This is a genomic window from Pseudoalteromonas sp. TB51, assembly GCF_000498055.1.
GTDB classification, from domain to species: domain Bacteria; phylum Pseudomonadota; class Gammaproteobacteria; order Enterobacterales; family Alteromonadaceae; genus Pseudoalteromonas; species Pseudoalteromonas atlantica.
In genome coordinates, this window is record NZ_AUTO01000302.1 from 1 (window position 1) to 25,240 (window position 25,240).

Consider the following 25,240-nt stretch of genomic DNA (forward strand, 5'->3'; position numbering starts at 1 on the left):
TGTGATTACCAAGGGATTATGTCGGTCTAATTACCGAGCGACTTTGACGTAAATAGCATACCAGCCAGTTATTTAACTGGCTACAGTTTGTGCGGTTTCTTGTAACACTTGCGATCTTTCAACTCTCAGTGCGGTAGTGTTCAAGTTATTTCTAAGCCACATGCTGCGCACACCACCTGCACTAATATCAACACCAAGTGACTCAGTCAGCTTCATTGCGACTTTCTGTTGACCAAGATGTGGATGCTCAATTGAGAATTGCACAACCGCATCTTCTATCGCTTGATCTACACAATTTTTATGTCGCAGGTTTGGAGTCTCTTGACGTTTTAAAGCATCAGCCCCTCCTTGCTTAACCAGCTTTAAGTGACGGTGAATAGTATCTCGCGATACGCCACTTTGACGTGAGGCTGCACTGACACTTCCAAGCTCCTCAATTAGCGCTAATACTTCAAGCTTTTTCTGTACAGCCAAGTCTTCTGATGCAAGTTTACTTGGTTCGTTTACCTCTGATATTTTAAGCTGTCGTCCAGCGAAGTGAGCAGTAAACTCTTTCTTGCTCGTTTTTCTAATTTCTATTTTTTGATTGGCAATCGAGTATTTGAGCGGTGAATCAATCAAGTAAAATTTGTTGTCATAGCTGAAGGTATGATCATTACGTATTTTACGGTGATCTTTGATGACACAGATATCGTCTAGGTTGGTGTGTTTTGATAATGGTGTGAACTCAGAACGTTGTTTCGATTTCACTTGTATTTTAGTTTGCCAGTATTGAGGAATAAAGACATGTTTAAGGTAAGCATTAGCCCCAGCAATATCATTGATATTATTTAACCTAAGCTCCGGCACAAGTCGGTCTTGGAAGGTATCAAACGCACGCTCAACACGCCCCTTACCTTGTGGTGAATTAGCAAAAATTATTTCAATACCTAATTCTTCACAGGCGCGTTGCATTTGAGAGAAGTTGCAACGCTTTGGCCCGCCGAATATACCAGCTCTGTCTACATAAAGCGTTTTAAACACACCTTGGGTTTCAATACATTCTCGCATTACCTTTAGGGCTTGGGTTGATGCCTAAGTTATAAAGTTCGGATATGATAAAATATGATTAGATGTACTAGCTAAGACTAAATATCACCCACCTATAAAAAGTTAGACTCATATGTATTGGTAAAAGGATTACTTTTCATTAACTTTCCATTGGATTAAACTTATTCAATACTGATTAAGAATAATCGAAGATGTTATGCCACTTAAACCTAATCAACTAGATATGAAATCAGAACAAGTCGCTCGAGTGGCTTTAAAAACTTTTTTTAACATTATGTCTGAATGGAATGTAACCGAGGCTCAGCAAATGGCTTTATTAGGAAGCCCTCACCCTGAAATTTTTAAAGACTGGCAACGCAATGAATCTGCATCTCTCAGCACGGAGACACTCGAGCGTATTTCCTGCTTCATAATTATATATAAAAACCTAGGGCTTTTATTTCCAAAAAGGGAGCAAGCTAATGAATGGGTGCACAAGTCAAATAAGGTATTTGGAGGAGCTTCCGCTTTAAGTTTTTTATTCTCGGGATGTCTCAATCAATTACATGAGGTATGCGTATATCTTAACAGCCAATTGGAGTAACTAGAGCAATATAGTTCAATATTCGTATTGCTGTCGAAGTTCGGCTAAGTGACATGTATAGTCATTCAAGCGTAACTCGTTTCTGCCCCAAAACGTGTTTAGGCGAATTCCTAACAAGAGCGAACATCGGCCGCTCACAATTACTTTTCTATTTCGTCAAAGTATATTGCTTGCATAGTCAGGAAAACGACCCAATCGCTCGTTTTTACCCTGAGGAAAAAGTTAGAGTCACTGTATTTTTGTTGTATTGGCAATTAGTTAAGAAGTTTGTTACAAATAAGTCATGCAGAAAAACGAGCGACGCTGTGGTATAAAAACTCGCGATTCGCGCTATAAAAAGTTAGCTTTATTAAGGAGAGTTTTATGCCGCATTATTATCTAGAAGATTTAAATTGTGAATGGAGTTTAGTTCGAGAAAGTCAAACTAGCTCAAAGTTTAAAGTTAAACTTGAAGAATGCATTTATCATTTAGATGTCCATTACACGAGTTCAGCTTCCGTGACAGTAAACATTGTTGCTATCGGGGATGATTTGGCAATTGATAAATCTGTAATTACAGAGTTAATGGAAGATTTAGAAAGTGTAGTTTTAAAACATGGAAACTATGGGGTAATTGATTACTCTATGTCAGTATGTCCGCAAGTATTTGAAGGGAATTATTCAATAAATCAAAAAAAACGTGAAATTTTTAATCGAGATTTCCACAGGTGAAATTAACCTAAACCAAAGGACGCAAAATAGCAGGCTTGCACTCCTTCGTCGCTTATTTTCGCCTGCTATTTTTCGCTGGTTAGATAAGCGTTATGTTCAAGGAGTAAGTATTGGAACTTTGCGAAACATCTAAAGATTATGAGTTACTAACTCAAAAGATATATCGAGCAATTCTTGAGTCAGAAGGCGTAGAGAATATTGATGTGCAACACGATGTGAAAATAAAAGGGAAATCTGGTGTTGAGCATAAGATAGATGTTTTTTGGGAGTATCGATACGCAGGAGTGAGTCATAAAATCTTAATTGAATGCAAATATTATTCGAAACCTGTTTCACTAATACACGCAAGAAATATGTTGGGCCTGCTAAATGACATTCCTAATAGCCAAGGACTGATAGTTACTACACAAGGCTTTCAATCTGGAGTAATCGATTTTTGTGGTCATTATGAAATAAATTTAAAGAGAATTAGAACGCCACAAGGTACAGACTGGGATGGATATATCCAGATTATAAATGTGAATGGAGAACTGTATCAGAACCAATATTTGGATATGAAACTAGCTTTTGACGGAAAAGATTATGATACGAAGAAATACTTTGATAAACATGGTAGTCAAATATCATTCAATGTCTATGATTCTTCAATTGAAGAAGATGGTGTAGTAAGTTTTATTGGAAAATGGTTAGATTCGAAGGTTGTGGCCAATTTAGTTGAACTAAATACCCCAAAGAAGGAAGTTATTTCACCTGAAAATGCCTTTGTAGTTTTGCCTACACAAGAAAGACTTAAGATTAAAAAACTTACTGTTCTATGGGAGTTAAGTAGGCAAGAGCTCTCTATATCTGTTAATGCGATTGATTTTGTTCAAGCTGTTCTCGAAGATTTCAGAAGTGGTGATATTGAATACACTCTTAATAAAGAACATAACAAGTAAGGGCTGTCGGACTGTGCTTCACAGCCGCAGCTTTAAGCATTATTAGTAAAAGGAGAGTTATGAGTATTTCTGAGAAATTCTCTACGTTTTGTTCAGCATTACGTATGTCAGGTGATGTTGTTTCTAATGTATCCTACAGAGCGAAGCAGATAACAAAAAGAGTTAACTCTGACTTCAGAGGTTTGGATAGCGATACGAGTTATAGTCTATTTGTTGGCTCTTATGGAAGAGGTACGGATATATTTGTCAGCGATATTGATATGATTATCCAGTTACCTTATGAGCTGTACCAGAAATACAGTGGTTATCAGACCAATGGTCAATCTGCGCTTTTACAAGCTGTAAGGGACTCAATCAAGAAAACATACTCAACAACTCATATTGGTGGTGATGGGCAAGTTGTTAAGTTGAATTTTACAGACGGAATCTGTTATGAAATTGTGCCAGCTTTCATCAATAAAGATGGTGAGTCTTTTACATATCCAGACACTAATGACGGCGGTAAGTGGAAAGTTACAAATCCAAAAGCCGAAATTAAAGAAATAAATTCAGCAAACAATCACTGGAATAAAAACTTAAAGCGATTATGCCGAATGGCTCGAGCTTGGAAAGACAAATGGGACGTGCCAATTGGAGGTCTATTGATTGACACACTTGCTTATAACTTTCTAAAGCAATGGGAACACAAGGACAAGTCTTTTACTTACTATGATTGGATGACCAGAGACTTCTTTGCGTATCTCAAAGACCAAGATCCTGATAAGAATTATTGGTTAGCTCCTGGTAGTTCTCAGTATGTTTGGCGCAAAGGTAAATTCGAGTATAAAGCACTACGTTGCTACAACATCGCTGTTGAAGCATTAGACTATGAGCGTGATAATATGAGCGCATCAGCAAACCTCAAGTGGCGTGAAATCTATGGAACTAAATTCCCAAGTTGAAATTCTTGAATCCCAAATACGTGAATGTTTTGGTCGAGTAGTTTGGACTCATAAAACACATGAGAAGTGTGCAGATATATTGAACAAAAGGCAAAATCGAATTAAATTTTGGCAAATTGTATTGTCAGCAGTTACTACTTCAGGTGTTTTTATTGCGGTATTCGGTGAAAATAAAGTTATTGGTATTGCTTCAGCACTGATTTCGCTAGTACTTACAATTATCAACGCATACGTAAAAAAGTATGACTTAGGTGCTCTAGCACAGAAGCATGCAGATACAGCGGTATCTGTGTGGAATATCCGAGAAAAGTATTTTTCCCTTATTACCGATATTAAGTCTCAAACAATTGATGTGGAGGCTATCAAAGTGCAACGAGATAAGCTTCAAATCGAGCTTCATAAGCATTATAAAGGTTCACCACGTACGGTTAGCAAAGCATACATTGAGGCGTCTAAAGCGCTAAAAGAGATGGAGGAAATGACTTTCAGTGATGAAGAAATTGATAAATTTCTTCCCAAACCGTTGAAGCGTACAGTGTAAGTTTAGCTTATAATAAAGCATTTAAGCATGATTCCCAACACTTGGCATTTTTCATTCCATCGTTGGGTTTTGTGTTTATGGTGGTCTGGTTCAGCTTTGTAGTAGCGTTGCCATACCTAAATGCGGCATTAGCCCATAGAAATTTTTATGCGAAACTCACCTAATACGGCTGACTACCTAAAACGTTTTTGTCCAAAAACGAGTTTAACCGACCGTCTGCTTCCGCCCAAAGCGGCTTATCAGGTGAAGTCTTCAATTATTATCGCTTAGACTAAGGCCTCTTCTGTATTTAATTCTATTTGATATATTTCTATAAGTTGATCCATAACGTTTAGTTTGTGCAGTAGGCTGTTATAACGCTCTTCTAAATTTTTTGAAGCGGGTTTCATAATTTCCTTTAAATTATGATGATATTCATATAACTCATAATACTTTTCACGTTGAGATTCATATTCTAATACTTCAAAGCTGCATTTGTTACGTTGCGCTTGCAAATCTCGTAAATAGTGAGCTTTTAATTGGGCCACTGTATTCGAGCACTTATGTATTTCATAAAATAAATCTGTTTTCTTATAGGTAGTATATTGACTCCCTTCAGCTCTCATTTCTTTCAATAAACCAGTTTTAGTAAATTTTCTCGTTAGCTCAATTACTTTTTTTTCTATATTGGTAAGTTCATAGCACTCATTTTTAGTCAAACAACAAAAACTTACGGCTATCTCTTTCGATGTAAAGCAGTCTATATTTTTCATAGCAATAACTGCCTCAAAGAATGAGTCTAGTTCAAATTCCATAGTCATACCTTTTATGTATTATGGTGTATATTATATGTAATATATTGCATATGTTGATTGCTATCAATATGGGATCATTCTATTTTTAGAATTCCGGGATTGTTGAAATGCGATCGGTTATAGAAATAATTGGTAAAAATATAAAGTTAGCTCGTGTAAAAAAAGAGTGGAGCCAAGCAGAGTTGGCCCATAATTTAAACGTAGAGCAAAGTTACATTAGTAGAGTTGAAACTGGATCTATAGCTATATCTTGTGAAAAAGTATTTGAAATAATGGTGTTATTAAACTGTGAGGCAAACGACATATTTCCTTCTGTATTTGAAATAAAAAAATAGCATTGTCGCAAAATTATAATACTAGAACTGTTCAGCTAATCTTATATTACAATTATCTGTAACTAATATTACTGGCTATAGCTAAGCTTTAAACACGCTATGTGAGTTGGGATAATCGATTTCGAAAATAGTAAGAAATATTTTTAAGAATCTCTATCTTATTTTGTATAGTTTATAGGGGCCTTCGAACTTATTACTATGCTGAATTTACTTTATTCATTCAAATACATCTCTGCCATATCATCTAATTTGGCTTTTACTTCTTTCCAATTGGGCATTACTTGTGTGAGTAAGCGCCAGAAACGCTCGCTGTGGTTGTGTTCTGCGATGTGGCAAAGCTCGTGCAGTATCACGTAATCAATGCATTCTTTCGGCGCTTTAACTAGGTGAGGGTTGAGCATTAAGTTGCCTTTGGCTGAGCAGCTTCCCCATTGTTTTTTCATTGCCATTACACGAAAAGACGGAATGTCTGTTACCCATGTGGTCTTAGGAAGTAGTGCGGCTAGTCGCTCATGGAAAATAGCTTTTGCTTTATGCTGATACCATTTATCGATTAGCGGTTTAATTTTCGCAGCGCGGCTACCTTGACTATCCGGGGCAGTATTTTTGCTTATTTCATGCTTTATTGTGACGTTTAATTTACCTCGACTGAGCTTCACACTGGGCGCTTGCTCAGCATCAACAATGACCTTGAGTACATAGCGCTTACCTAAATAAAATTGGGTTTCGCCACTTACATAACGCTTATGCAATACCGTGTCTTTTTGCTTTGCAAAGTCATTAATACTTTGCCATATCCACCTTGCACGCTTGTGCATGGCATCAACAATAGCACCTTCGCTTGCATCATAAGGCACAGTCGCAACAACACGCTGATCAGGGTGAACCTTAATAATGACCTTACGTGCTACTTTTTTAGCGGTATCACTAGGCTTTGTTTTACGAATAACCTCATAGCGAATGGTGTCGTTACCATAAGTAAAAACACCGTGTTCTTTGGTTGTTGCGCTGCTTTTTTCAGAATGAATAGCAGCGNTACCGTTTTTTGCGTCACTTACATTAGCCTCTAGCTATGCCTAATCGGGTTATCTTTAACACTTCTTCAATCAGTTTTTGTGCGTTATCAAGGCCAAGCTCAGCAAACAGTATGGGTAATAACTTCATGTGTATGGCGTTTTCAATTTCCGCAGGGTTAATGGAATACTCAGCAACCGCGTCATTTACGACGGCATCAATATCAAAAGCAAGCGCTACCAATTTCTCATTATCCAGTGCCTTTTCAGTTAAAAATGCACTATCGAATAAATGTTTGAACAGGCCAAAATAGGCTTGGGCATGTTTGTTTAACTTGCCTGCGTCATCCATAAAGTCATTGGGAACATCAGCCACTTTGCGGTCTTTTACTTCTTGCTCAAAATCAGCGAACAATATGTACTGCTTTACTGGCGCTTCAAACATCGCTTTGGCATCTTCAATGGCCTTTTTAAGCATCTTAGAAAAATATTCCTGTGCATACGGATCATCAGCTAAGTCTTGCTCAATCATTTTGGTGATACGGCCAGTGATTTTATCTGTTTGGTTACGAGCCTCGTCATCGCTCATATCCTGTGGTTTAACGTCTTTGCCCAAGTTACCGACTAAATACGCCCCGTCTGGCTCTTTTACTTCAATACCCGCTATGTGTTTATCGAGCAAGCTACGGATATCTTCTGCGTATTCATCATAGTTAATGGTTTCGTCGGCATCCTCACGTACTTGTTTACGTAAATCTACAAAGGCTTTTAAGTCACGCTTGTATAGGTCGCGCTTGTTGTCGAATGACTTATCTTCAAAGTAGGTGGCTGACTGTAGCGCTACTTTCATACAGTTTGAAAATGCCGTGAGTATTGAGTAAAAATCATCACGCTTTTTAAGGTTGGTGTCGGTAAGCTTACCATCAACCTCATGCACTTTCGGTGCTAGTGCTTGGCGTAAAGCGGGGCCATCTTGTTTGTTTTTAACACCATCGAATATCGCCCACAAATCACTGTGCAGTCCCGGAAGCTTTTTGTATTCCGTATCCATTCGGTTATATAAACCTTTTAGGTCGTCTATATCAAAGCCGCCTTGGGTGCGCTCCGCAAGGTCTTGATACTTCTCAATAGTGGTATCAAGCTCTTTTAAAATGCCTCGGTAATCAATTAAGTAACCAAACTGCTTTTTGCTATGTAAACGGTTTACACGGGCAATGGCTTGAATAAGGTTGTGCTCTTTTAGAGGTTTATCAATATACAGTACGGTGTTCTTTGGCTCATCAAAGCCCGTTAGCAGTTTATCAACCACTATCATGATGTCAGGGCCGTCATCTCTGCCAAAGTCTTCAATAATGGCTTTGGTGTAGGCTTTTTCATCCATTTTATCAACATTGGCTTTCCACCAATTTTGTACAATGTCTTTGCTTTCTTGATCAACTACATCATGCCCCTCACGCGTGTCAGGAGCCGACATTGCAACAACCGACGTAACGGTGCCAATTTTATCTAAAGCCTCTTTATAACGTATTGCAGAGGCTTTAGAGTCACAAGCTAACTGACCTTTTAAACCTTGATGCTTAAAGTTTTGGAAATGGTCGGCAATATCATAGGCAATCAACATAATGCGATCGGCAGTTTGATAAATCTGACCTTTTTGCGAAAACTTTCTTTTTAAATCAGTTTTTTGTTTGTCGCTCAGCTTACTGGTACTGCGTTCAAACCACGCATCAATGGCTTTGTCGTTAACGTTTAGCTCTGGTATACGCTCTTCATACAAAAGTGGGGTTACGGTTTTATCTTCAACCGCTTGTTGCATCGTGTAAGAGTGAATGATTTTACCGAACTTGTTTTCGGTTTTATCGTCTTTTAATAGCGGCGTACCTGTAAAGGCGATAAAAGCCGCTTTAGGTAGGGTTTGCTGCATACGGATATTATTTTCACCGTTTTGGCTGCGGTGACCTTCATCCACTAATACAATAATATTAGGGCTATCGTTGTAACAGTCTTTGTGTTTTATGGCAGAGCCAAACTTATTAATGATCGAGAAAATAACCCGTTCGTTACCTTGACCAATTTGCTCGGCCAAACGCTTACCTGTGGTCGCCATCGCATCTTTTTTATCGCGGTCGGTCAGTACACCACCAGATGCAAACGTACGGCTCAACTGGTCTTCTAAATCAACGCGGTCAGTCACAATAATTACACGGCATTGCGCTAGCTCTTCAAGCCATATAAGCGCTTTGGATAAAAACACCATAGTAAACGACTTACCACTACCTGTGGTGTGCCAAATCACACCACCTTCACGAGCGCCAGTGTCATCGAAGGTGTTTATGCGCTCAATAAGTGCTTTTATACCAAACACCTGCTGGTATCGAGCGACAATCTTGCCTGCTTTTTTATCAAACAAGGTAAACAGGCGGGTCATATCTAATAAGCGCTCAGGGCGCAGTAAGCTTACAATAAGCCTATCTTGATCGGTAACTGTTAACTCACCCGCAGTAACCAATGATAGGTAATCATCTTTATCTTTTGTAGGGCGATGATTAAACAGTCCATCTAATTGTTCATTGCTTAATTTGTGATTTTTTAACCTGACAAATTCTGCTTCGGCTATTCCTAAGTGAGAGTGTTCTTCCTTCCACTTTGCCCAAAACTTCTCAGGGGTGCCGCACGTTGCATACAAGCCCTCATGCCCGTTTATGGCCAACAATAACTGGCTGTAGGCATATAAATGAGGAATTTCATCTTGCTTTTGATTACGAATATGCTGAGAAATTGCCTCAGCATTGGTCGATTTACCTTCTTTGTTTGAATCGGGACGTTTTGCCTCAATCACCACTAATGGCAATCCATTTACAAAACACACAATATCCGGTCTGCGGTTGCCCGTACCCTCGGCATTTTGTATTACTAATTCTTCGGTACAATGAAAGGCATTGTTATCAATATTATGCCAATCAATCAGCTTAATAGTGGGCGAGGCTTTTTTACCATCGATAAATTCAGTAACGCTAACGCCATACATCAATACATTGTAGATTTTCTCATTAGCCGCTTTTAACCCTAAGTTCATAGCAGGATTCAGCTCATGCATCACTTTATCAATGGCCGCCTCAGATAATGTATGTTGCTTACCTGCAAACGAGAACGTTTGCTTTGCTAAGAAAGCACGCATTACAGGGAGTAAAACAACCTGATGAGTGCTCTTCTTTTCGCTTGCTAAGGTATTACCACGTAACGCCTCGCATTCACTTGGTGGAATGAAGATGTAACCTAGGTTGGATAAGAGAGTCAGTGCTGGTATTTTTGCACTGAATTCTTCCTGAAAGTTAACTGTCGTAGTCATTTCTAATCCTTTAGCACATTGTCAGCGTTTGAATCGCTTCAGCGCAAATAGATGCAAAGTCATCTGTTCGCCTATATCCACCTTGAAAGTATCGAGCACTTTCTTCCTTCCATACATCGACATTGTCTGTTGGAGTATAATGCTCTTTATTATGCAAAGCAGTACACCCAAGCATATAACAGATTAGTTCGTGCTCATCAGGGCGACCTTGAATGTCATTTGACAAACTTGATATACCAAGACAGTTACCAATATCCTTCGCATCAATTCTTTTTTGTAGTATCGAAAAAGCTACTTCGGGCTGAATGCTATAAATTGCAATAGCCAGTATGGTAAGCACTTTATATCCAAAATTTGTATTGCTTTGAAGGTTATTTGATTGGGCTAGAGTTACATAAATTTCTATATGTCGAACAATAGTCTCTACTTCTCTTAGGGATAATCTATTGGCAATAATAATTTGTTTTATTGTTCTAATTGAGCCACATTCATATAGCTTCATATCTTCCAATACATGGCTTGATCTAACTAAGTTTTTATAGTGTTCAATTGCAGCAATACTTTCACGGTGAGCATTGGTATCGACTGTTTCAGGAAGAGCGATAGTGAATTTAACAAATTTATCTAAATATCTTTGAGCATCAACTGCATGACCATAACAATGATTTATTGACGCTTTAAGTTGCTTCGTATTGGTGATCAAAACAAAGCCAACGCCCTCTACATCAAATGTGTGCTTTATAATTTCAAGCATATCGACAGCAAAGTTAGGTCTACATCGATCAAGTTCATCGACAAACAATACAATAGGTTTGATAGTCGCAATATCTGCTAATGCATTTTGTAAAGCTTTTAAGTTTTTTTCTGCTTTCACGTGATCTTTTAATACTGATTCAACAGTCGCATCAATAGCTTTGTCTGCGGCTTTTTGAATCTCTTTATCAAAATCATCTGCAACATCTGCAAAATCTTGTTTTAAAGCATGTGCCACAACAGCTTTTGCTGATGCTTTAAAGCCATAACGCACAGCAGGTAAAGCTTTTTTCATAAAGCCTTGCTTACTCTCATCATCTGGCAAAACTTTGATGACCTCGGCAAGTACAGTCATTAATGGGTCATCAGCATGATCGGCCTTGAATGCATCAATATAAATTAAATTATGCGAATTATTACCTTGCATGAGGTTAATAAGCTTATGACAAAACTCTGTCTTCCCAGTTCCCCAACTACCATCGATCACTATAGGGGAAATATTGATGTCCGCCTGCAAAAGTGAAATCGCTTTTTCAGCGATTCCCTTTCGCTTAAATTCATCTCTATCATCAAATGTTAGTACGGTGATATCCATATCGTTATGCTGCCTCTGTATTGTTTACTTTCACTCTGCGTTTGCCTGTTAACAGTTGCTGCATCAGTGCTTTTTTTTCTTTTTTTAAGTCAGTAAGTTGTTGTTGTAATAGCTCGGTTTCTTTATCGGCATTAGTAAGTACGGCAGCTATTTTTCCCTGCTCTTTAAGCGATGGTAGTAATATTGTTAAACTATTAACATCCTTTAAACTTAAATTTGGTTGAGCTGCCTTTGCTGTAAGCCCTTTAATAAGAGACGTAATTCGAGGGGAGTTTAGATAATAATTAATGTACCTGTGCTCAGAAAGTCTTTCGCCAAGCCTGACAATCGCTAAAGCCTGATTAGTGTTGGCAGGAAGAATTGAGTCTTCAACTATAGCTGTGCGACCTAGTGCACCTGCGATAGAAAATAAAATGTCATCCTTTTCTAATTGAGAGCGTTTAAAGGATTCATGGCAGTCATTATCTATATATGCAAACTTAGATTTATTAAATGCTCCTGTTGAAGAGATCGATTCTACCTTTACAAAATTAATCCCATGCTGTTGAAAACTGAACCCATTTGTCGATGGAGTTGTCCCTTTAGTAATCTTTGTCGACAAGTCCCCAAGCTTAACTGCTTCCCACTCACCTTCAAACGGTTTACCTGAATCATCAAGTAGGCGTTTACGTTGGGTATGAGCGCCAGTGAGCAGTTGTTGCATCAGGGCTTTTTTCTGTTGTTTGCTGTTGTCGATTAGGCGCTCGGTGGTGCTAATCGCTTTATCCCAAGTGGATAGGATTTTGGCGATTTTGCGTTGTTCGCTTTTACTATCCGGAAACGCAAACTGAAACTTCCTTAAATTACCTACTAACACATTGGGTTGCGATGAGGAGGTGTTGAATTTGAGAATCTGTTTTATGGCGGCATTACTTAGTAAACAGTAAGTCAAAAATAAAGGGGCTAATTCCTTACTGGGAGTTATTTTTGCAATATTTTGATTAATATGAAACTTGTTATCTTCTTCAACTAAATAAGCTTTGCCAATACTGCCTACACATGGAAAAACAATATCGTTTTTATATAGTTTTGAGCGATTTAGCCTCATAGACATTTCTTGAGTAATTCGCTCAACATCTCTTAAATTAACTTTATTATTTTCAATGTTATAGCCTCTTAAAGCTATAATCTCCCCATCAGGGTCAGTTGCCCAAACATCTGAATATTCAGCTCCTGCTAACCTAGTTATTTTAGATACTGAATCAAGTGTTTTTATGTTCCATCCATTAGGCACCATAACCCAACTCCTTTAAGTAGCTTTCCATTTCTGTTTCAAGGGTTTGCAACTCATTTTTAAGCTGTACACGCTCAGTGCGTACTGCCACTAAATCAATCTCTGCTTCTTCTTCAAAGGTATCAACATAACGAGGTATGTTGAGGTTAAAATCGTTCTCTTTAATTTCATCAAAACTGGCAAGGTATGCGTATTTATCAACGCTTTCACGCGCCTTGTAGGTGTCGATAACTTTTTGAATGTTGTCAGGAGTTAACTGGTTTTGGTTTTTGCCTGATTTGAACTCACGACTGGCATCAATAAACAATACGTTTTTGTCTGTTTTGTGCTTTTTAAATATCAAAATAGCTGCTGGTATACCTGTACCAAAGAACAACTTTTCTGGCAGGCCAATCACGGTATCTAGCAAGTTTTCTTCAATCAGTTGTTGGCGGATTTTGCCTTCGCTTGATGCGCGAAATAGCACGCCATGTGGCACAACTACCGCCATGCGGCCAGTGTCTGGCTTTAGCGTTTCAATCATGTGGCAGATAAACGCATAATCACCTTTAGTTTTAGGTGGTACACCACGGCGGAAACGCCCGTAAGGGTCACTGCTGGCATCGTCATGCCCCCATTTATCGAGGCTGAACGGTGGGTTGGCAGTAACCACATCAAAGTGCAATAAGCCGTTGCCGTCTTTATCTAGTAGTAGTGGGTTGCGAATGGTGTCCCCCCATTCTATACGGTGGTTATCTTCACCGTGCAGGAACATGTTCATTTTGGCGAGTGCCCATGTAGAGCCAATGGCTTCTTGCCCAAATAATGCGTACTTTTTAGAGCCAGAGTTTTTACGCACCATAGCACCACATTTAAGAAGTAATGAGCCACTGCCTGTACATGGGTCACAAATTTGGTCGCCTTCAATTGGCTCTAAAACGGTTGCTAAAAGGGTTGAGACCTCAGGCGGGGTGTAGTATTCACCAGCGGTCGCGCCACTGCCTGCGGCAAAGTGTTTAATAAGGTATTCATAGGCGTTACCGATAATATCTAAACTGCCTACACGGTCTGTGCTTAGGTTTAAAATGTCTTTACCAAAGTCTTCTAACAAGTGGCGCAGTAAATCGTTCTTTTGTTTTTCTTGGCCTAAGCGGTCGGTGTTAAAGCTGATGTCTTGGAATACGTTTTTAAGTTTGCTGCCGTTAGCTTCTTCGAGAGCATGTAAAGCTTTATCAATGCGTTCGCCGTTGCCTGCTTCATAGCGCTTTTCGTATAAATCCCAAAAGCTCGCGCCTTCAGGTAATACAAAGCGCTGCTTAGACATCATGGCGTGAATTAAATCGGGATTGTCACCATACTGAGTAATAAGCTTGTTGTATTCGTCTTTGTATACATCAGAGATGTATTTTAAAAACAGCATGGTGAGGATGAAGTCTTTATAAGTATCCGCACTGATCACACCGCGAAAGGTGTCGCAGGCGTTCCACACCGCTTTGTTAATATCGTCCTGATTGATTTGATTTATTGTTGTTTCCATAGTCGTGAAATACCTTAATTTAGTTAATTATAAACATCTTAATTCAGTAAATTTAATGCAATTGCTGCTTGTTCTTTATTTTTATTTTCAATTAGTTGAAGTAATGCTGAGCGCTCTTTAATAGCGCACTTATGCATGTTTGCGATAAGTTGTTGGTCTTTAATATCTAACAGCTTTAGCGGGGTGTTCTCTAGTACTTGCCTACGCACACTTAAATGCAACGACCCCTCAGCGGTGGTACTGAAGTAGCGCTGAGCTGGTAGCTGATTTAATTGCCAACAGATGAACTCAGGTTTTACGCGATTTTGATGCTCAGGTTTTACTCGTATCAAAAAAAAGTGTGGGGAGCAGACTGTATTTACTGGCAAGTCTTCAACTAGAGCAGCAAAATGCTTTACACCTTTAGCAACAAACAGCACATCACCGGAACGAAGCATGTTTGGCGCCTTTTTACCGGGAAGTATTACTTTAACCATTTCATCCCGAAGAACTTCTCCTGTAGCGCGTGTATCTCTAACTTGAACTACGTGCACATCCCCATTTTCATCAGCAGGAATAGTTCCTCTAAAGGGATAGCCAGAAAACACATCAGCAACCTCGCAAAGTATTGTAAACATTGGAGCTTATACCTTTTATAAAATATATAAACCACTTATTAAGTTGCTAAAGCACGAATGTTTTAGCTTAGTTTTTAGATTTAAGCATATTCATACAAAAAAAGATAACTTATAACTAAATATTTTGCGATATACAAATGGTGCACTGTATGCGGTATGGTTATGATGCATAATTTCCATTGTTTTTGATTGACATTCGATAATATCTTGTTATTTTTTATGCATCATTGCAATGGAGTGAGCTTGTGTTCGTTAAACCGAGAGTTGTACGCAGAAATGTGAATGTAGGAAGTCTCCCTTATTTTCTTAATGTTGATGGGGATAGCTTACACACTGTAGCTTTTCATGAAGAACATGTTGTAGAACGCTTCCCTAGAGTGTTATCACTGGCTCGAATTCAGGACACTCTCGAAATCAATTTATTCCTAGAACACAGGTATAAAGGGCTTTTTATGCCCCTCAAACGCGGCGGTAAGAAGAACCCGCTTGGTGGTGTATCGCTCATCACCGTGCAGTCGTTAGCAAATTCGATGAGCTTGTTTTTACAATGGATTGAAGCGAATAATGTTGATTGGCATGAGGTTTATGCTGTGAGTGACAGCGATAAAGCAAAATAATGGTTGCCAGCTTATCGTTAATGTGAGCACCTTATTTAACAGTTGATAGCAAAGGATATCGACCGGGCTACAGCAAATCACTACATCAAAAATATTAGGTATTTTTATGAATGGTCTAGAAAGCAACACTTTCTGATAAAATGCCTTTCAAATATAAAACTAATGTCATTAAGAAAAAGCGCAAGGCCTCTATCAATTTGAGCAGGACTTTTTACAGCTTGAGCGGGGTTTAATCTTATCTAAATCGCCCGAAGTTCGCGAGAGAGTCATAGTTAATGGCAAACATATTGGTAGACCTAAAAGAATAAAAAAACAGATCGGAAATAATTCGAAAGCAACTCATACAATGGTTCCTTCCGAAAGTACAGCGTATCGCATACATCAATTGGTTGAGTTAAAAGTAGGGGGGAGCGATATTGACAATGTCAAACTTAGATAAACTTAATGCGTGGATTGCCACTCAGTCTGACGAAGACTTTAAGCAGATAGTTAATAGGGGAAAATTGCACCGAGGTCAAATAGTAAAAGAGAGTGGTGTCGGGCGGACATCGCTTAAAGAAAACGTGGACGTAAAGAATGCATTGGTGACATTAGAAGAAAGACTAAGACAAAAAGGCATATTACCAGCTTTGATTGAGCGTTCAGGCTCAAGTGAAGACCAACCAAAACTTTATGATGCCGCTCAGAGAAAAAAAACTAAAGAAACAGGGAGGCTAGCACTACTTGAGGCGGAAAATATTGAGCTTAAAGCAGAAAACAAAGCTCTTAAATTAAAGTTAGAGCGTTTCGCTGAAGTCTCTGAAGCACTTTCGGATATGGGGTTTATGCCATATGAATAATGAGAAATTTCGTGTCACGAGCGTCAACTACAAATCGAAAGAGTATACGATTTTTTCTGGAGTACCTCTAAAGACAGATTCCTATAAAATTAATTCTGGAAAATATATTGTAAGTGTTAAAACCACAGTGCAACGACTTCCAGTTACACCTTCAATTGGCCAACACTGGAATGTTACAGGCGAGCCTGAGTATAGCGAAATCATCAGCCAAGGCTATAGTTAAAGCAACACACCTACGTTAACCCTGCTTATGTCTATTGCTCTCTTCCCGAAACGGGAGAACAACTGATTTCGTTCATAGCTAAAGAAAAAGATTTTAAAGGTATCGGTGAAAGTAAAGCTAGGGCTCTCTGGGATAGATTTGGGCTAGATTTTCATAATATCGTATGTAAAGACACCTTAGAAAGTAGGAAGCTGCTAGGAGAGCATTTAAGTTGTAGCTCTATTGATGCTCTTTTCGAAGGTTATGCCAAGTACGCTAATTTATCTGCTTGTAATGAAATGTCAAAGTACAATATACCGTCCACAATACAACAACGGTTATTGAAGTTTCATGGTAAAGAAACTCTTGAGGCTATCTGTGTTAATCCTTATGCGCTGGTTACTTTTGGTATGTCCTTCAGAGACGTAGACGTTATTGCTTCTACTATTTGTGATATAAAAAAAAATGACACTAAACGTCTTGTTGCAGCACTTGAGATGGCTATTCGACAGCAAATTGAAAAAGGTCACACTTACACCTCACGAAGGAATATAAAGGCATATATAAGGACTCTGCTGAAAGATAAGGAGCTTTGTGAGCAGGTGTTCAAGATTGGCTACCAGAAAGGGCGATACGTGATTAACCATGAAAATTGCACTTATCATCCTACAGCTCAATTACTGATGGAAAGTGCTGTAGCAAAGCGCTTACTTTCATTGGTTGGACAAAACTATCTCTATGATACCGATGCAAACGAAGCATATGAAACTGCCGTTAATGATCTGCCTTACCAGTTGACTCCAATGCAAGCAAAAGCTGTTGTTGTTTGTTTGGAAAATTCAGTTAGTTGCATAACAGGTGGAGCAGGAACGGGTAAAACAACCGTTTTAAGAACAGCGCTTCGTGCGTACCATGAAATGGGGTTTGAGATATACGCGGTGGCAATAAGCGGACGAGCTGCGATGCGATTGCATGAATCTATAGGCTTTCAAACATCAACTATTGCAAAGCTCTTAAAGAATGAGCCTATTGAGCCTAATAACAAGTATCCTAAAAACCTTCTTGTCATTGACGAGGCAAGTATGATCGATTTACCAACCATGTATAGAGTGGTGACGCACATCCATCCATCTGTTCGCATTATTTTTTCGGGCGATCCAGATCAACTTCCACCAATCGGTTGCGGTAAAGTGCTTGACGATGTTATTAAATCTGAAATGGTAGCTAACACTACACTTGATATAGTCAAACGCCAAGACGGTTCTACAGGTATTCCTGAGTATTCACAGCTGATCAATAAGGGAGTCGTTCCAGTACAGCTAACAACTGGTAATATCTACTTTCATGAAACTGCGAAGGAAGATATTACTCAGTTTTGCACTGATTTGTATCAACAATATCCTGCGAGCAGTTGCATAATAGCTCCAACAAAGAAACTAGTTGCCGACATCAATAAACTTACGCAAGAAGCCATTAATGCTGACGGTGCGCTGCTTGAATTTAAAATGCATGGCGAGCAACAATATATTAATTTGCGTCAAGGAGATGTAGTACTGTTTACTAAGAACTTATACCATGAGGGTATTCAAAACGGAACTCTAGGAACGTTAAGTAGTGTTCAAGCCGTAGGTGAAGGGTATGGTGAAGTTACAATTGATACTGGTGATAAGATTGAAATAACGCAAGCCGTATTGGACTGTATGCAATTAGGTTATGCAATTACGTTACACAAAGCTCAAGGCTCACAGTTTTCACGTATCATTGTTGCATTACAAAAAGGGCGGATAGTTGATCGAGCTTGGCTTTATACCGCTATAACACGAGCTGAAATTGAAGTTCATCTTGTAGGAGCTGAAGCTGACTTCAAAGCAATAACCAAAGCGCCAAACAAGTCACATTTGCGCAACAGTTATCTTTCAGAACTTTTAAAAAATAAAAAAGAATTTCATTGTTAGCGGGTGAGTACGGGTCTAGATGTAAATAAACCATGGATAACTTGAAGCGTTATCCATGGTTTATTTGCGCGTTCGCTGAGCAAGATATTCCCTTTAATTGAGCGTCATCTTACTTAATCTGTTTCTAAATCAATATCAGTTTCAGCTTTTGAGCAACAAGTAAGAACTTCGCCATCTCGAACAAAGCATAAAGGCTCTGAAGAGTAATTAATTTTGCCGCTTTTTATTTTCATTCTACAAGCTCCACAAAATCCATCTCTGCACATATAATAAGGCGCTAATTTTAGAGCCTCCATATTCTCAAGTATTGTTTTGTCAGGATGGCAAGTTCCAATCAACTTGCCATCTATCTTCAACTCCATAGCTACTATAAATCAAAATCATCGAAGTCTGTTGCATCGACTTCTGAATTAATTTGACCAACCAAATAGCTGCTTATCTCAGCTTCCTGAGGGGCTACTTGAACATTGTCGCTTATGAGATATGAGTTTATCCAGGGTAGTGGGTTGCTATGTACTTCGAAAGGTGTATCTAAACCTATTGCAGCCATTCGCTGGTTACTGATGTATTCGATATATGACTTCAGAATGTTAGCATTCAAACCGATCATAGAACCATCTTTGAATAAGTAGTCAGCCCATTCCTTTTCTTGCTCAACTACTTCAAGAAATATCTGACGACCTTCTTCTTTTAGTTCGTCTGACACCTCCTTCATTTCTGAGTCGTCTTTACCGCTAGACCATAGGTTTAATATGGCCTGCGTACTTGAAAGGTGTACGGATTCATCTCGCGAGATAAGCTTTATCAGTTTACTATTCCCTTCAAGCAATGAGCGTTCTGCAAAGGCAAACGAACAAGCAAATGACACGTAAAATCGAATGGCTTCTAGTGCGTTTGTTGAGCAAACAGCTAAATAAAGCTTTTCTTTAACTTTGCGTTCAGTGACTTCGACTTTCTTACCATCGATTTCATGAATACCTTCACCATGTATGTTATAAACTTGAGTGATTTGAATTAAGTCATCGAAATATTTAGATATGCTAGTTGCACGCTTGATGATCGCAGAGTTAATAACGATATCGTCAAACACTTCGCTTGGGTCAGTAAATAGGTTACGCAAAATGTGCGTATAAGAACGGCTATGAATAGTTTCAGAAAAAGCCCATGTCTCTATCCATGTTTCGAGTTCGGGTATTGAGACTAGAGGTAGAAAAGCAGCACTAACTGAACGAGCCGCGATTGAATCAAGTAGTGTTTGATATTTCAAATTTGAGATAAAGATGTGCTTTTCAGCTTCACTTAGCGTTTGCCAATCTGCTCTATCTTTCGATACGTCCACTTCTTCTGGTCGCCAGAAGAACGACAGCTGCTTTTCAATAAGGTTCTCGAATACCATATGCTTTTGCTGATCATATCGAGAAACATTTACGCTTTGACCCATGAACATAGGCTCAGCTAATGCGTTGTTTTGTGTTTGATTAAAGGTGCTGTATTTCATTTGTTAAACCTCACATAAATACTTGTGTTATGCAGCAATGCTGTTTTTATGTGATGTTTCACATAAGTTAAAAGTCGGTTCGTTACTTGATTCTGGTGGCCACCCGGCCGACCGACCAGTGAAGTGTGATGTTTTTTGTAGTGAATTTAGCTTGATGATTTTAGCGTTACCTTCCATTAATTCACGCTCAGCAAAGGCAAACGAACACGCAAAGCTGACATAAAAACGAATGGCTTCAAGAATATTTACCGACATCATGGCAAGGTAAAGTTTCTTTTTAAGATCAAATAAGCTAATCACAACGGTTTGACCGTTAATTTCGTGCTTGCCTTCGCCATACAGGTTATAAAGCGACACGCCATTGATTAAATCATCGTAGTAGGTGGTTACCGCATCAGCACGTTCGCTAATTTTTTCGTTACTTACTATGTCATCAAAAATAAGTTCTGGTGATTGTGTAACGTTACGAATAATGTGGGTGTAAGAGCGACTGTGAATAGTTTCACTAAATGCCCACGTTTCTATCCATGTTTCTAGCTCAGGAATAGACACAATAGGAAGTAGGGCAACGTTTGGTGAGCGGCCTTGTACACTATCAAGCAGCGTTTGATATTTTAAGTTACTTAAAAATATGTGCTTTTCGTGCTCTGGTAATGCTTGAAAGTCTAAACGGTCTTTACTTACGTCTACTTCTTCTGGACGCCAAAAAAACGAAAGTTGCTTTTCAATCAATTTTTCAAAAATAGGGTATTTTTGTTGATCGTAACGCGAAACGTTAACGGTTTGGCCAAAAAACATTGGCTCTTGCATTTGATCATTATGGTTACGACTAAAAGTAGTATAAGACATGTCTATCACTCAAAAAACTATCACTAAAACTATCAGGACAAAGCGGGCAAAGAGCCCGCTTTAAGTTTAACTATTAAATTTTACACGCGCCGCCTGCACAATCATCATCTTCCACTTCTGGAGTGTCGTCTTGTGCATCTGATGCGCCATCGCGGGTGTTATGGTAGTAAAGTGTTTTAACACCAAGCTTGTATGCACCTAGTAAGTCTTTTAATAAGACTTTCATAGGTACTTTACCGCCTTCGTATTTGTTTGGATCATAATTAGTATTGGCCGAAATAGTTTGGTCAATAAACTTTTGCATTATGCCCACTAACTGTAAGTAACCATCGTTTGATGGAATATCCCACAGTAGCTCGTAGTTATCTTTTAAGCGTTCGTACTCAGGAACTACTTGTTTTAAAATGCCGTCTTTACTTGCTTTAACGCTAATGTGACCACGTGGTGGCTCAATACCGTTAGTTGCGTTAGATATTTGCGACGATGTTTCTGAAGGCATTAATGCGCTAAGTGTTGAGTTACGCATGCCGTGCTCTTTAATGCTGGCACGTAACGAATCCCAATCTAAGTGCAGTGGCTCATCACAAATTTTATCTAAGTCACGTTTGTACGTATCAGTTGGCATAATACCTTGAGAGTACGTTGTTTCGTTAAACTTAGGACACGCGCCACGCTCTTTAGCCAGCTCGTTTGATGCCTTCATTAAGTAGTATTGAATTGCTTCAAACGTTTTGTGAGTCAGTGCATTAGCACTGCCATCTGAGTAACGCTTACCATTTTTAGCAAGGTAGTAAGCGTAGTTAATTACGCCTATTCCTAACGTACGACGGCCCATAGTGGCATTACGTGCAGCCGGTACTGGGTAGTCTTGGAAATCAAGTAGGTTATCAAGTGCACGTACTGCAAGCTCAGCAAGCTCTTCAAGTTCATCAAGTGACTCAATAGCGCCTAGGTTAAATGCAGATAGCGTACAAAGTGCAATTTCGCCTTCTTCATCGTTTACGTTATTTAACGGCTTAGTTGGCAATGCAATTTCTAAACATAAGTTAGATTGGCGAATTGGCGCAACTTTAGAAATAAACGGGCTGTGCGTATTACAGTGATCCACATTTTGTAAATAAATACGACCTGTGCTGGCACGCTCTTGTGCGAACATTGAGAAAAGCTCAATCGCTTTAATACGCTTTTTACGAATAGACTCGTCTTGCTCGTATTTTACGTATAACGCGTCAAACTCGTCTTGGTCTTCAAAGAATGCATCGTAAAGGCCAGGCACATCTGATGGGCTAAATAACGTAATGTAGTCGTCTTTAATTAAACGAGAATACATTAGTTTATTAAACTGTACGCCGTAATCTAAATGACGAACACGGTTATCATCAACACCACGGTTATTTTTAAGTACCAGTAGGTTTTCTACTTCTAAATGCCAAAGCGGGTAGAATAACGTTGCAGCACCGCCACGTACACCACCTTGCGAGCAGCTTTTAACCGCTGTTTGAAAGTGCTTATAAAAAGGAATACAACCTGTGTGGTACGCCTCGCCATTACGGATATGGCTANGAATACGGCCGGCGTTAATACCAATACCTGCACGTTGTGAAACGTACTTAACAATGGCAGATGATGTGGCGTTAATTGAATCAAGGCTGTCGCCACATTCAATAAGTACACACGAGCTAAACTGACGCGTAGGTGTACGTACACCCGACATAATTGGCGTAGGTAAAGAGATTTTAAACGTTGATACTGCATCGTAAAAACGTTTGATGTAGTCAGTACGCGTTTCGCGCGGGTAGTCAGAGAATAAACTCGCAGCCACTAAGATATATAAAAACTGGGCGCTTTCGTAAATCTCACCCGTTACGCGGTTTTGTACTAGGTATTTACCTTCAAGCTGCTTTACTGCTGCGTAGCTAAAGTTAAGATCGCGCGAATGATCAAGATAAGCATCTAGCTCGTCAAGCTCTTGCTCTGTGTAATCAACAAGTAAGTGAGCATCGTAGCGTTTGTCTTCAACCATCTTTGTAACATGGTCAAATAAACGTGGTGGCTCAAACTGGCCATACGCTTTTTTACGTAAGTGGAATACAGCTAAGCGGGCAGCTAAGTACTGGTAGTCAGGCGACTCTTTTGAAATTTGATCGGCTGCTGCTTTAATGATGGTTTCGTGAATGTCTTTTGTACGAATACCGTCGTAAAATTGAATGTGTGACTTTAATTCAACCTGTGAAACCGATACGTTGTTTAAACCTTCGGCGGCCCATTCAATAACGCGATGGATCTTATCAAGATCTAGAGGCTCTTTACGCCCGTCACGCTTGCTTACAGATAACTGTTGGTTCATAGCTTTGCCTGTATTCCTTGGGAATTGTGTATTTTGACCAATGCTTTATACCTCGCCAAAGCAAGGTACGTATTCATTTATTATAAGTTTCACCGTATTGGCGAATTTAATTGAATAACATTTGGCCACAATATCTGGTGTTGTTCAATTTAGAGATCACAAGATAGTGTGGTCTGAGCTGATTTGCAAGGGACATAATTGCCCCTATTTGTGGATAACTTTGGGATAACGTATTTGTGTTAGTAGTCACTCACCTTCGAACAATCATTTAAGTTGAAATAGCTAAAAATCAACTAATGATCTGCTAAATTTACGCATTTTGAAAATAAATTTCGACTGCTTTTTTTATCATCAAGCTTTGCATAAAAACTAACACAATCACAATATATAGTGTTTAAAAATTCACATGGCACTATATATGGTTAAAAGCATCAATAGGGCTGTGCCAGTTAAAATCGGCTTCCCAGCCTTTGGCCTCATCAATACTTGGTATATAGCCCCAAAGCGCTGTTGCTGTGTGCATACCTGCGGCTTTACCTGCTTCTATATCACGTTGAGCATCACCTATGTATAAGCAACGTTTAGGATCTACGTTCATCAGTTTTGTACAGTGTAGTAAGGGTAAAGGTGATGGTTTAGCCTCGGTGAGCGTATCGCCACTGATCACAACGTGTGCATTTTTTAAAGCGGGTATAGCAGCCACTAATGGATCGGTTAAAAACCCGGGCTTATTAGTCATTATTCCCCATTTTATACCTTGGTTCTCAAGGGCTATGAGTAATGATTCTATACCTTCAAAGCAGCTGGTGTGTGTCGCTAGGTTTTGGCTGTAGTGGCTGATTAATTGTTTTATTCGTTCAGTTTGTGGTTGCGATGCCCATTGCGCTTTAAAGCCAAGTTCAAGTAGTGCGCCGGCGCCATTAGACGCTACTTTTCTATACGCCTCAGGCGTAACTTGCGCAACACCTTCACTTTTAAGTACAGCATTTAAAGCAGCACCTAAATCGTCTGCTGTATCAAGCAAGGTGCCATCTAAATCAAATAAGAAAGCGTCGTACTCAAAAGGAGTTAAGGGGGTATGAGAGCTAGCCATTATGCTAACTTCTCAAAATGAAGAATGTAATTAACACTCACATCTGTATTTAATGAATACTGCTTAGAAAGCGGGTTGTAGCCCAGGCCAGCACTGGCACGTACTTTTAAACCGGCTTGTTCAGCCCATGCAATAAGTTGTGCAGGTTTGATAAATTTGTTGTGATCGTGTGTGCCCTCAGGCACCATTTTTAACAGCTTTTCAGCACCTACAATAGCAAACAAATAAGCTTTAGGTGTTTTATTTAGGGTTGAGAAAAACACATCAGCCCCTGGCTTGGCAAGCTCTGCGACTGCATGAATAATAGAAGCAGGATCAGGTACGTGCTCTAGCATTTCCATACAGGTTATTACATCAAAGCGAGCAGGGTGCTGGGTTGCAAATTCTTCCGCTGGTACTTTTATATAGTCAACATTTACACCGGTTTCTAGACTATGAAGCTTTGCTACGGTGAGTGGCTCTTGCCCCATGTCTATACCGGTTACGTGTGCGCCCATGCGTGCCATGCTTTCGCTAAGAATGCCGCCACCACAGCCTACATCGAGTGTTTCTTTATCAAATAAACCTTGGGTTTTGTTAGCCAGAAAGTCTAATCGTAATGGGTTAATTTCGTGAAGAGGTTTAAACTCTCCGTCTTGGTCCCACCATCGCTCTGCAATGGCTTCAAATTTTGCTATTTCTGCGTTATCTACATTTTGATGTTCGGTCATAAAATACTTCCTCGTCAATCTGAGGCCATTATATAGGGCTAAATTGATAAATCGCAAAGTTTTGCGCCTGTAAATTTAAATTAATTGTGATAGCATGGTCGCTTAGAAATAATAACAAATA

Annotated in this window: 22 protein-coding genes and 2 pseudogenes; 10 read left to right on the forward strand and 14 right to left on the reverse strand. The window is 39.2% G+C overall.

Annotated elements, in window-relative coordinates; all coding sequences use genetic code 11:
* Positions 1 to 72: 72 nt before the first annotated feature.
* Positions 73 to 951, reverse strand: a pseudogene (locus L650_RS0118120) (helix-turn-helix domain-containing protein); the annotation flags it as partial.
* Between the two features lie 322 nt (positions 952 to 1,273).
* Between L650_RS0118120 and L650_RS0118125 the strand changes: the two are divergent.
* The 5 genes from L650_RS0118125 (at position 1,274) to L650_RS0118145 (ending at position 4,764) form a co-directional block, all read left to right on the forward strand.
* Complete coding sequence (locus L650_RS0118125) at positions 1,274 to 1,633, forward strand: antitoxin Xre-like helix-turn-helix domain-containing protein (protein WP_029773978.1); 360 nt, start codon at positions 1,274 to 1,276, stop codon at positions 1,631 to 1,633.
* Between the two features lie 363 nt (positions 1,634 to 1,996).
* On the forward strand, positions 1,997 to 2,344 hold the full coding sequence (locus L650_RS0118130; protein WP_029773979.1) for a hypothetical protein: 348 nt from the start codon (positions 1,997 to 1,999) through the stop codon (positions 2,342 to 2,344).
* A gap of 110 nt (positions 2,345 to 2,454) precedes the next feature.
* The gene (locus L650_RS0118135; protein WP_029773980.1) at positions 2,455 to 3,282 is read left to right on the forward strand and encodes a restriction endonuclease; all 828 of its coding nucleotides are present in this window, start codon (positions 2,455 to 2,457) and stop codon (positions 3,280 to 3,282) included.
* Between the two features lie 59 nt (positions 3,283 to 3,341).
* On the forward strand, positions 3,342 to 4,223 hold the full coding sequence (locus L650_RS0118140) for an SMODS domain-containing nucleotidyltransferase (protein WP_029773981.1): 882 nt from the start codon (positions 3,342 to 3,344) through the stop codon (positions 4,221 to 4,223).
* Positions 4,201 to 4,764, forward strand: a complete 564-nt coding sequence (locus tag L650_RS0118145; RefSeq protein ID WP_029773982.1) for an SLATT domain-containing protein — start codon at positions 4,201 to 4,203, stop codon at positions 4,762 to 4,764. Before L650_RS0118140 ends, L650_RS0118145 begins: the two co-directional genes overlap by 23 nt.
* 266 nt (positions 4,765 to 5,030) lie before the next feature.
* Here the strand turns inward: L650_RS0118145 and L650_RS0118150 are convergent, their stop codons facing one another.
* The gene (locus L650_RS0118150; protein WP_029773983.1) at positions 5,031 to 5,558 is read right to left on the reverse strand and encodes a hypothetical protein; all 528 of its coding nucleotides are present in this window, start codon (positions 5,556 to 5,558) and stop codon (positions 5,031 to 5,033) included.
* A 107-nt stretch (positions 5,559 to 5,665) separates the two neighbouring features.
* Here L650_RS0118150 and L650_RS0118155 point away from each other — a divergent pair, with 107 nt between their 5' ends.
* Entirely contained in the window at positions 5,666 to 5,893 is a 228-nt protein-coding gene (locus tag L650_RS0118155; protein WP_085065525.1) for a helix-turn-helix domain-containing protein, read from the forward strand.
* Between the two features lie 212 nt (positions 5,894 to 6,105).
* Here L650_RS0118155 and L650_RS0118160 read toward each other — a convergent pair whose 3' ends face one another.
* The 6 genes from L650_RS0118160 to L650_RS0118190 form a co-directional block, all read right to left on the reverse strand.
* Complete coding sequence (locus tag L650_RS0118160) at positions 6,106 to 6,921, reverse strand: M48 family metallopeptidase (protein WP_029773985.1); 816 nt, start codon at positions 6,919 to 6,921, stop codon at positions 6,106 to 6,108.
* Positions 6,922 to 6,952: 31 nt separating this feature from the next.
* Positions 6,953 to 10,255: a type I restriction endonuclease subunit R gene (locus L650_RS0118170; RefSeq protein WP_029773986.1), complete on the reverse strand. Its 3,303-nt coding sequence runs from the start codon at positions 10,253 to 10,255 to the stop codon at positions 6,953 to 6,955.
* A gap of 10 nt (positions 10,256 to 10,265) precedes the next feature.
* On the reverse strand, positions 10,266 to 11,603 hold the full coding sequence (locus L650_RS0118175; RefSeq protein ID WP_029773987.1) for a P-loop NTPase fold protein: 1,338 nt from the start codon (positions 11,601 to 11,603) through the stop codon (positions 10,266 to 10,268).
* A 4-nt stretch (positions 11,604 to 11,607) separates the two neighbouring features.
* Positions 11,608 to 12,879 carry a restriction endonuclease subunit S gene (locus L650_RS0118180; RefSeq protein WP_085065526.1) on the reverse strand — a complete coding sequence of 424 codons (1,272 nt, stop codon included), beginning with the start codon at positions 12,877 to 12,879 and terminating at the stop codon, positions 11,608 to 11,610.
* Positions 12,869 to 14,392 (reverse strand): type I restriction-modification system subunit M, encoded by a 1,524-nt coding sequence (locus tag L650_RS0118185; protein WP_029773989.1) that lies wholly within the window; start codon positions 14,390 to 14,392, stop codon positions 12,869 to 12,871. The genes L650_RS0118180 and L650_RS0118185 overlap by 11 nt, the downstream gene beginning before the upstream one ends.
* 38 nt (positions 14,393 to 14,430) lie before the next feature.
* On the reverse strand, positions 14,431 to 15,009 hold the full coding sequence (locus L650_RS0118190) for a hypothetical protein (RefSeq protein WP_029773990.1): 579 nt from the start codon (positions 15,007 to 15,009) through the stop codon (positions 14,431 to 14,433).
* A gap of 452 nt (positions 15,010 to 15,461) precedes the next feature.
* On the opposite strand from L650_RS0118190, the gene L650_RS24370 reads away from it, so the two are divergent.
* From L650_RS24370 to L650_RS0118205, 4 genes are all read left to right on the forward strand, one after another.
* The gene (locus tag L650_RS24370; RefSeq protein WP_164835574.1) at positions 15,462 to 15,626 is read left to right on the forward strand and encodes a hypothetical protein; all 165 of its coding nucleotides are present in this window, start codon (positions 15,462 to 15,464) and stop codon (positions 15,624 to 15,626) included.
* Between the two features lie 422 nt (positions 15,627 to 16,048).
* The gene (locus L650_RS0118200; protein ID WP_029773992.1) at positions 16,049 to 16,465 is read left to right on the forward strand and encodes a VPA1267 family protein; all 417 of its coding nucleotides are present in this window, start codon (positions 16,049 to 16,051) and stop codon (positions 16,463 to 16,465) included.
* Positions 16,458 to 16,688, forward strand: a complete 231-nt coding sequence (locus L650_RS24645; protein ID WP_223230603.1) for a hypothetical protein — start codon at positions 16,458 to 16,460, stop codon at positions 16,686 to 16,688. The genes L650_RS0118200 and L650_RS24645 overlap by 8 nt, the downstream gene beginning before the upstream one ends.
* Before the next feature lie 278 nt (positions 16,689 to 16,966).
* Positions 16,967 to 18,622, forward strand: coding sequence for an ATP-dependent RecD-like DNA helicase (locus L650_RS0118205; RefSeq protein WP_262974701.1), 1,656 nt, complete (start codon positions 16,967 to 16,969; stop codon positions 18,620 to 18,622).
* A 113-nt stretch (positions 18,623 to 18,735) separates the two neighbouring features.
* On the opposite strand, the gene yfaE is transcribed toward L650_RS0118205, so the two are convergent.
* The 6 genes and pseudogenes from yfaE to ubiG form a co-directional block, all read right to left on the reverse strand.
* Entirely contained in the window at positions 18,736 to 18,984 is a 249-nt protein-coding gene (yfaE, locus tag L650_RS0118210) for a class I ribonucleotide reductase maintenance protein YfaE (RefSeq protein ID WP_029773993.1), read from the reverse strand.
* A 5-nt stretch (positions 18,985 to 18,989) separates the two neighbouring features.
* Positions 18,990 to 20,120, reverse strand: a complete 1,131-nt coding sequence (gene nrdB, locus L650_RS0118215) for a class Ia ribonucleoside-diphosphate reductase subunit beta (protein WP_029773994.1) — start codon at positions 20,118 to 20,120, stop codon at positions 18,990 to 18,992.
* 114 nt (positions 20,121 to 20,234) lie between these two features.
* Positions 20,235 to 20,969, reverse strand: a pseudogene (gene nrdB, locus L650_RS0118220) (class Ia ribonucleoside-diphosphate reductase subunit beta); the annotation flags it as partial.
* Between the two features lie 73 nt (positions 20,970 to 21,042).
* Positions 21,043 to 23,316, reverse strand: a complete 2,274-nt coding sequence (nrdA, locus tag L650_RS0118225; RefSeq protein WP_029773996.1) for a class 1a ribonucleoside-diphosphate reductase subunit alpha — start codon at positions 23,314 to 23,316, stop codon at positions 21,043 to 21,045.
* Between the two features lie 412 nt (positions 23,317 to 23,728).
* Positions 23,729 to 24,409 (reverse strand): HAD family hydrolase, encoded by a 681-nt coding sequence (locus tag L650_RS0118230; RefSeq protein ID WP_029773997.1) that lies wholly within the window; start codon positions 24,407 to 24,409, stop codon positions 23,729 to 23,731.
* A complete protein-coding gene (gene ubiG / locus L650_RS0118235) occupies positions 24,409 to 25,119 on the reverse strand; it encodes a bifunctional 2-polyprenyl-6-hydroxyphenol methylase/3-demethylubiquinol 3-O-methyltransferase UbiG (RefSeq protein ID WP_029773998.1) in 711 nt (236 codons plus the stop codon). The genes L650_RS0118230 and ubiG overlap by 1 nt, the downstream gene beginning before the upstream one ends.
* Between the last annotated feature and the right edge of the window lie 121 nt (positions 25,120 to 25,240).

Bases quoted from the DNA above. Each gene is read 5' to 3' on its own strand.
- L650_RS0118180 (WP_085065526.1), bottom strand. From the start codon at position 12,879: ATGGTGCCTAATGGATGGAACATAAAAACACTTGATTCAGTATCTAAA.
- L650_RS0118145 (WP_029773982.1), top strand. From the start codon at position 4,201: ATGGAACTAAATTCCCAAGTTGAAATTCTTGAATCCCAAATACGTGAA.
- L650_RS0118205 (WP_262974701.1), top strand. From the start codon at position 16,967: ATGTCAAAGTACAATATACCGTCCACAATACAACAACGGTTATTGAAG.
- L650_RS0118130 (WP_029773979.1), top strand. From the start codon at position 1,997: ATGCCGCATTATTATCTAGAAGATTTAAATTGTGAATGGAGTTTAGTT.
- L650_RS24645 (WP_223230603.1), top strand. From the start codon at position 16,458: ATGAATAATGAGAAATTTCGTGTCACGAGCGTCAACTACAAATCGAAA.
- L650_RS0118155 (WP_085065525.1), top strand. From the start codon at position 5,666: ATGCGATCGGTTATAGAAATAATTGGTAAAAATATAAAGTTAGCTCGT.
- L650_RS0118170 (WP_029773986.1), bottom strand. From the start codon at position 10,255: ATGACTACGACAGTTAACTTTCAGGAAGAATTCAGTGCAAAAATACCA.
- L650_RS0118125 (WP_029773978.1), top strand. From the start codon at position 1,274: ATGAAATCAGAACAAGTCGCTCGAGTGGCTTTAAAAACTTTTTTTAAC.
- yfaE (WP_029773993.1), bottom strand. From the start codon at position 18,984: ATGGAGTTGAAGATAGATGGCAAGTTGATTGGAACTTGCCATCCTGAC.
- L650_RS0118190 (WP_029773990.1), bottom strand. From the start codon at position 15,009: ATGTTTACAATACTTTGCGAGGTTGCTGATGTGTTTTCTGGCTATCCC.
- L650_RS24370 (WP_164835574.1), top strand. From the start codon at position 15,462: ATGCCCCTCAAACGCGGCGGTAAGAAGAACCCGCTTGGTGGTGTATCG.
- L650_RS0118230 (WP_029773997.1), bottom strand. From the start codon at position 24,409: ATGGCTAGCTCTCATACCCCCTTAACTCCTTTTGAGTACGACGCTTTC.
- L650_RS0118150 (WP_029773983.1), bottom strand. From the start codon at position 5,558: ATGGAATTTGAACTAGACTCATTCTTTGAGGCAGTTATTGCTATGAAA.
- L650_RS0118185 (WP_029773989.1), bottom strand. From the start codon at position 14,392: ATGGAAACAACAATAAATCAAATCAATCAGGACGATATTAACAAAGCG.
- L650_RS0118200 (WP_029773992.1), top strand. From the start codon at position 16,049: ATGTCAAACTTAGATAAACTTAATGCGTGGATTGCCACTCAGTCTGAC.
- nrdB (WP_029773994.1), bottom strand. From the start codon at position 20,120: ATGAAATACAGCACCTTTAATCAAACACAAAACAACGCATTAGCTGAG.
- L650_RS0118140 (WP_029773981.1), top strand. From the start codon at position 3,342: ATGAGTATTTCTGAGAAATTCTCTACGTTTTGTTCAGCATTACGTATG.
- ubiG (WP_029773998.1), bottom strand. From the start codon at position 25,119: ATGACCGAACATCAAAATGTAGATAACGCAGAAATAGCAAAATTTGAA.
- L650_RS0118175 (WP_029773987.1), bottom strand. From the start codon at position 11,603: ATGGATATCACCGTACTAACATTTGATGATAGAGATGAATTTAAGCGA.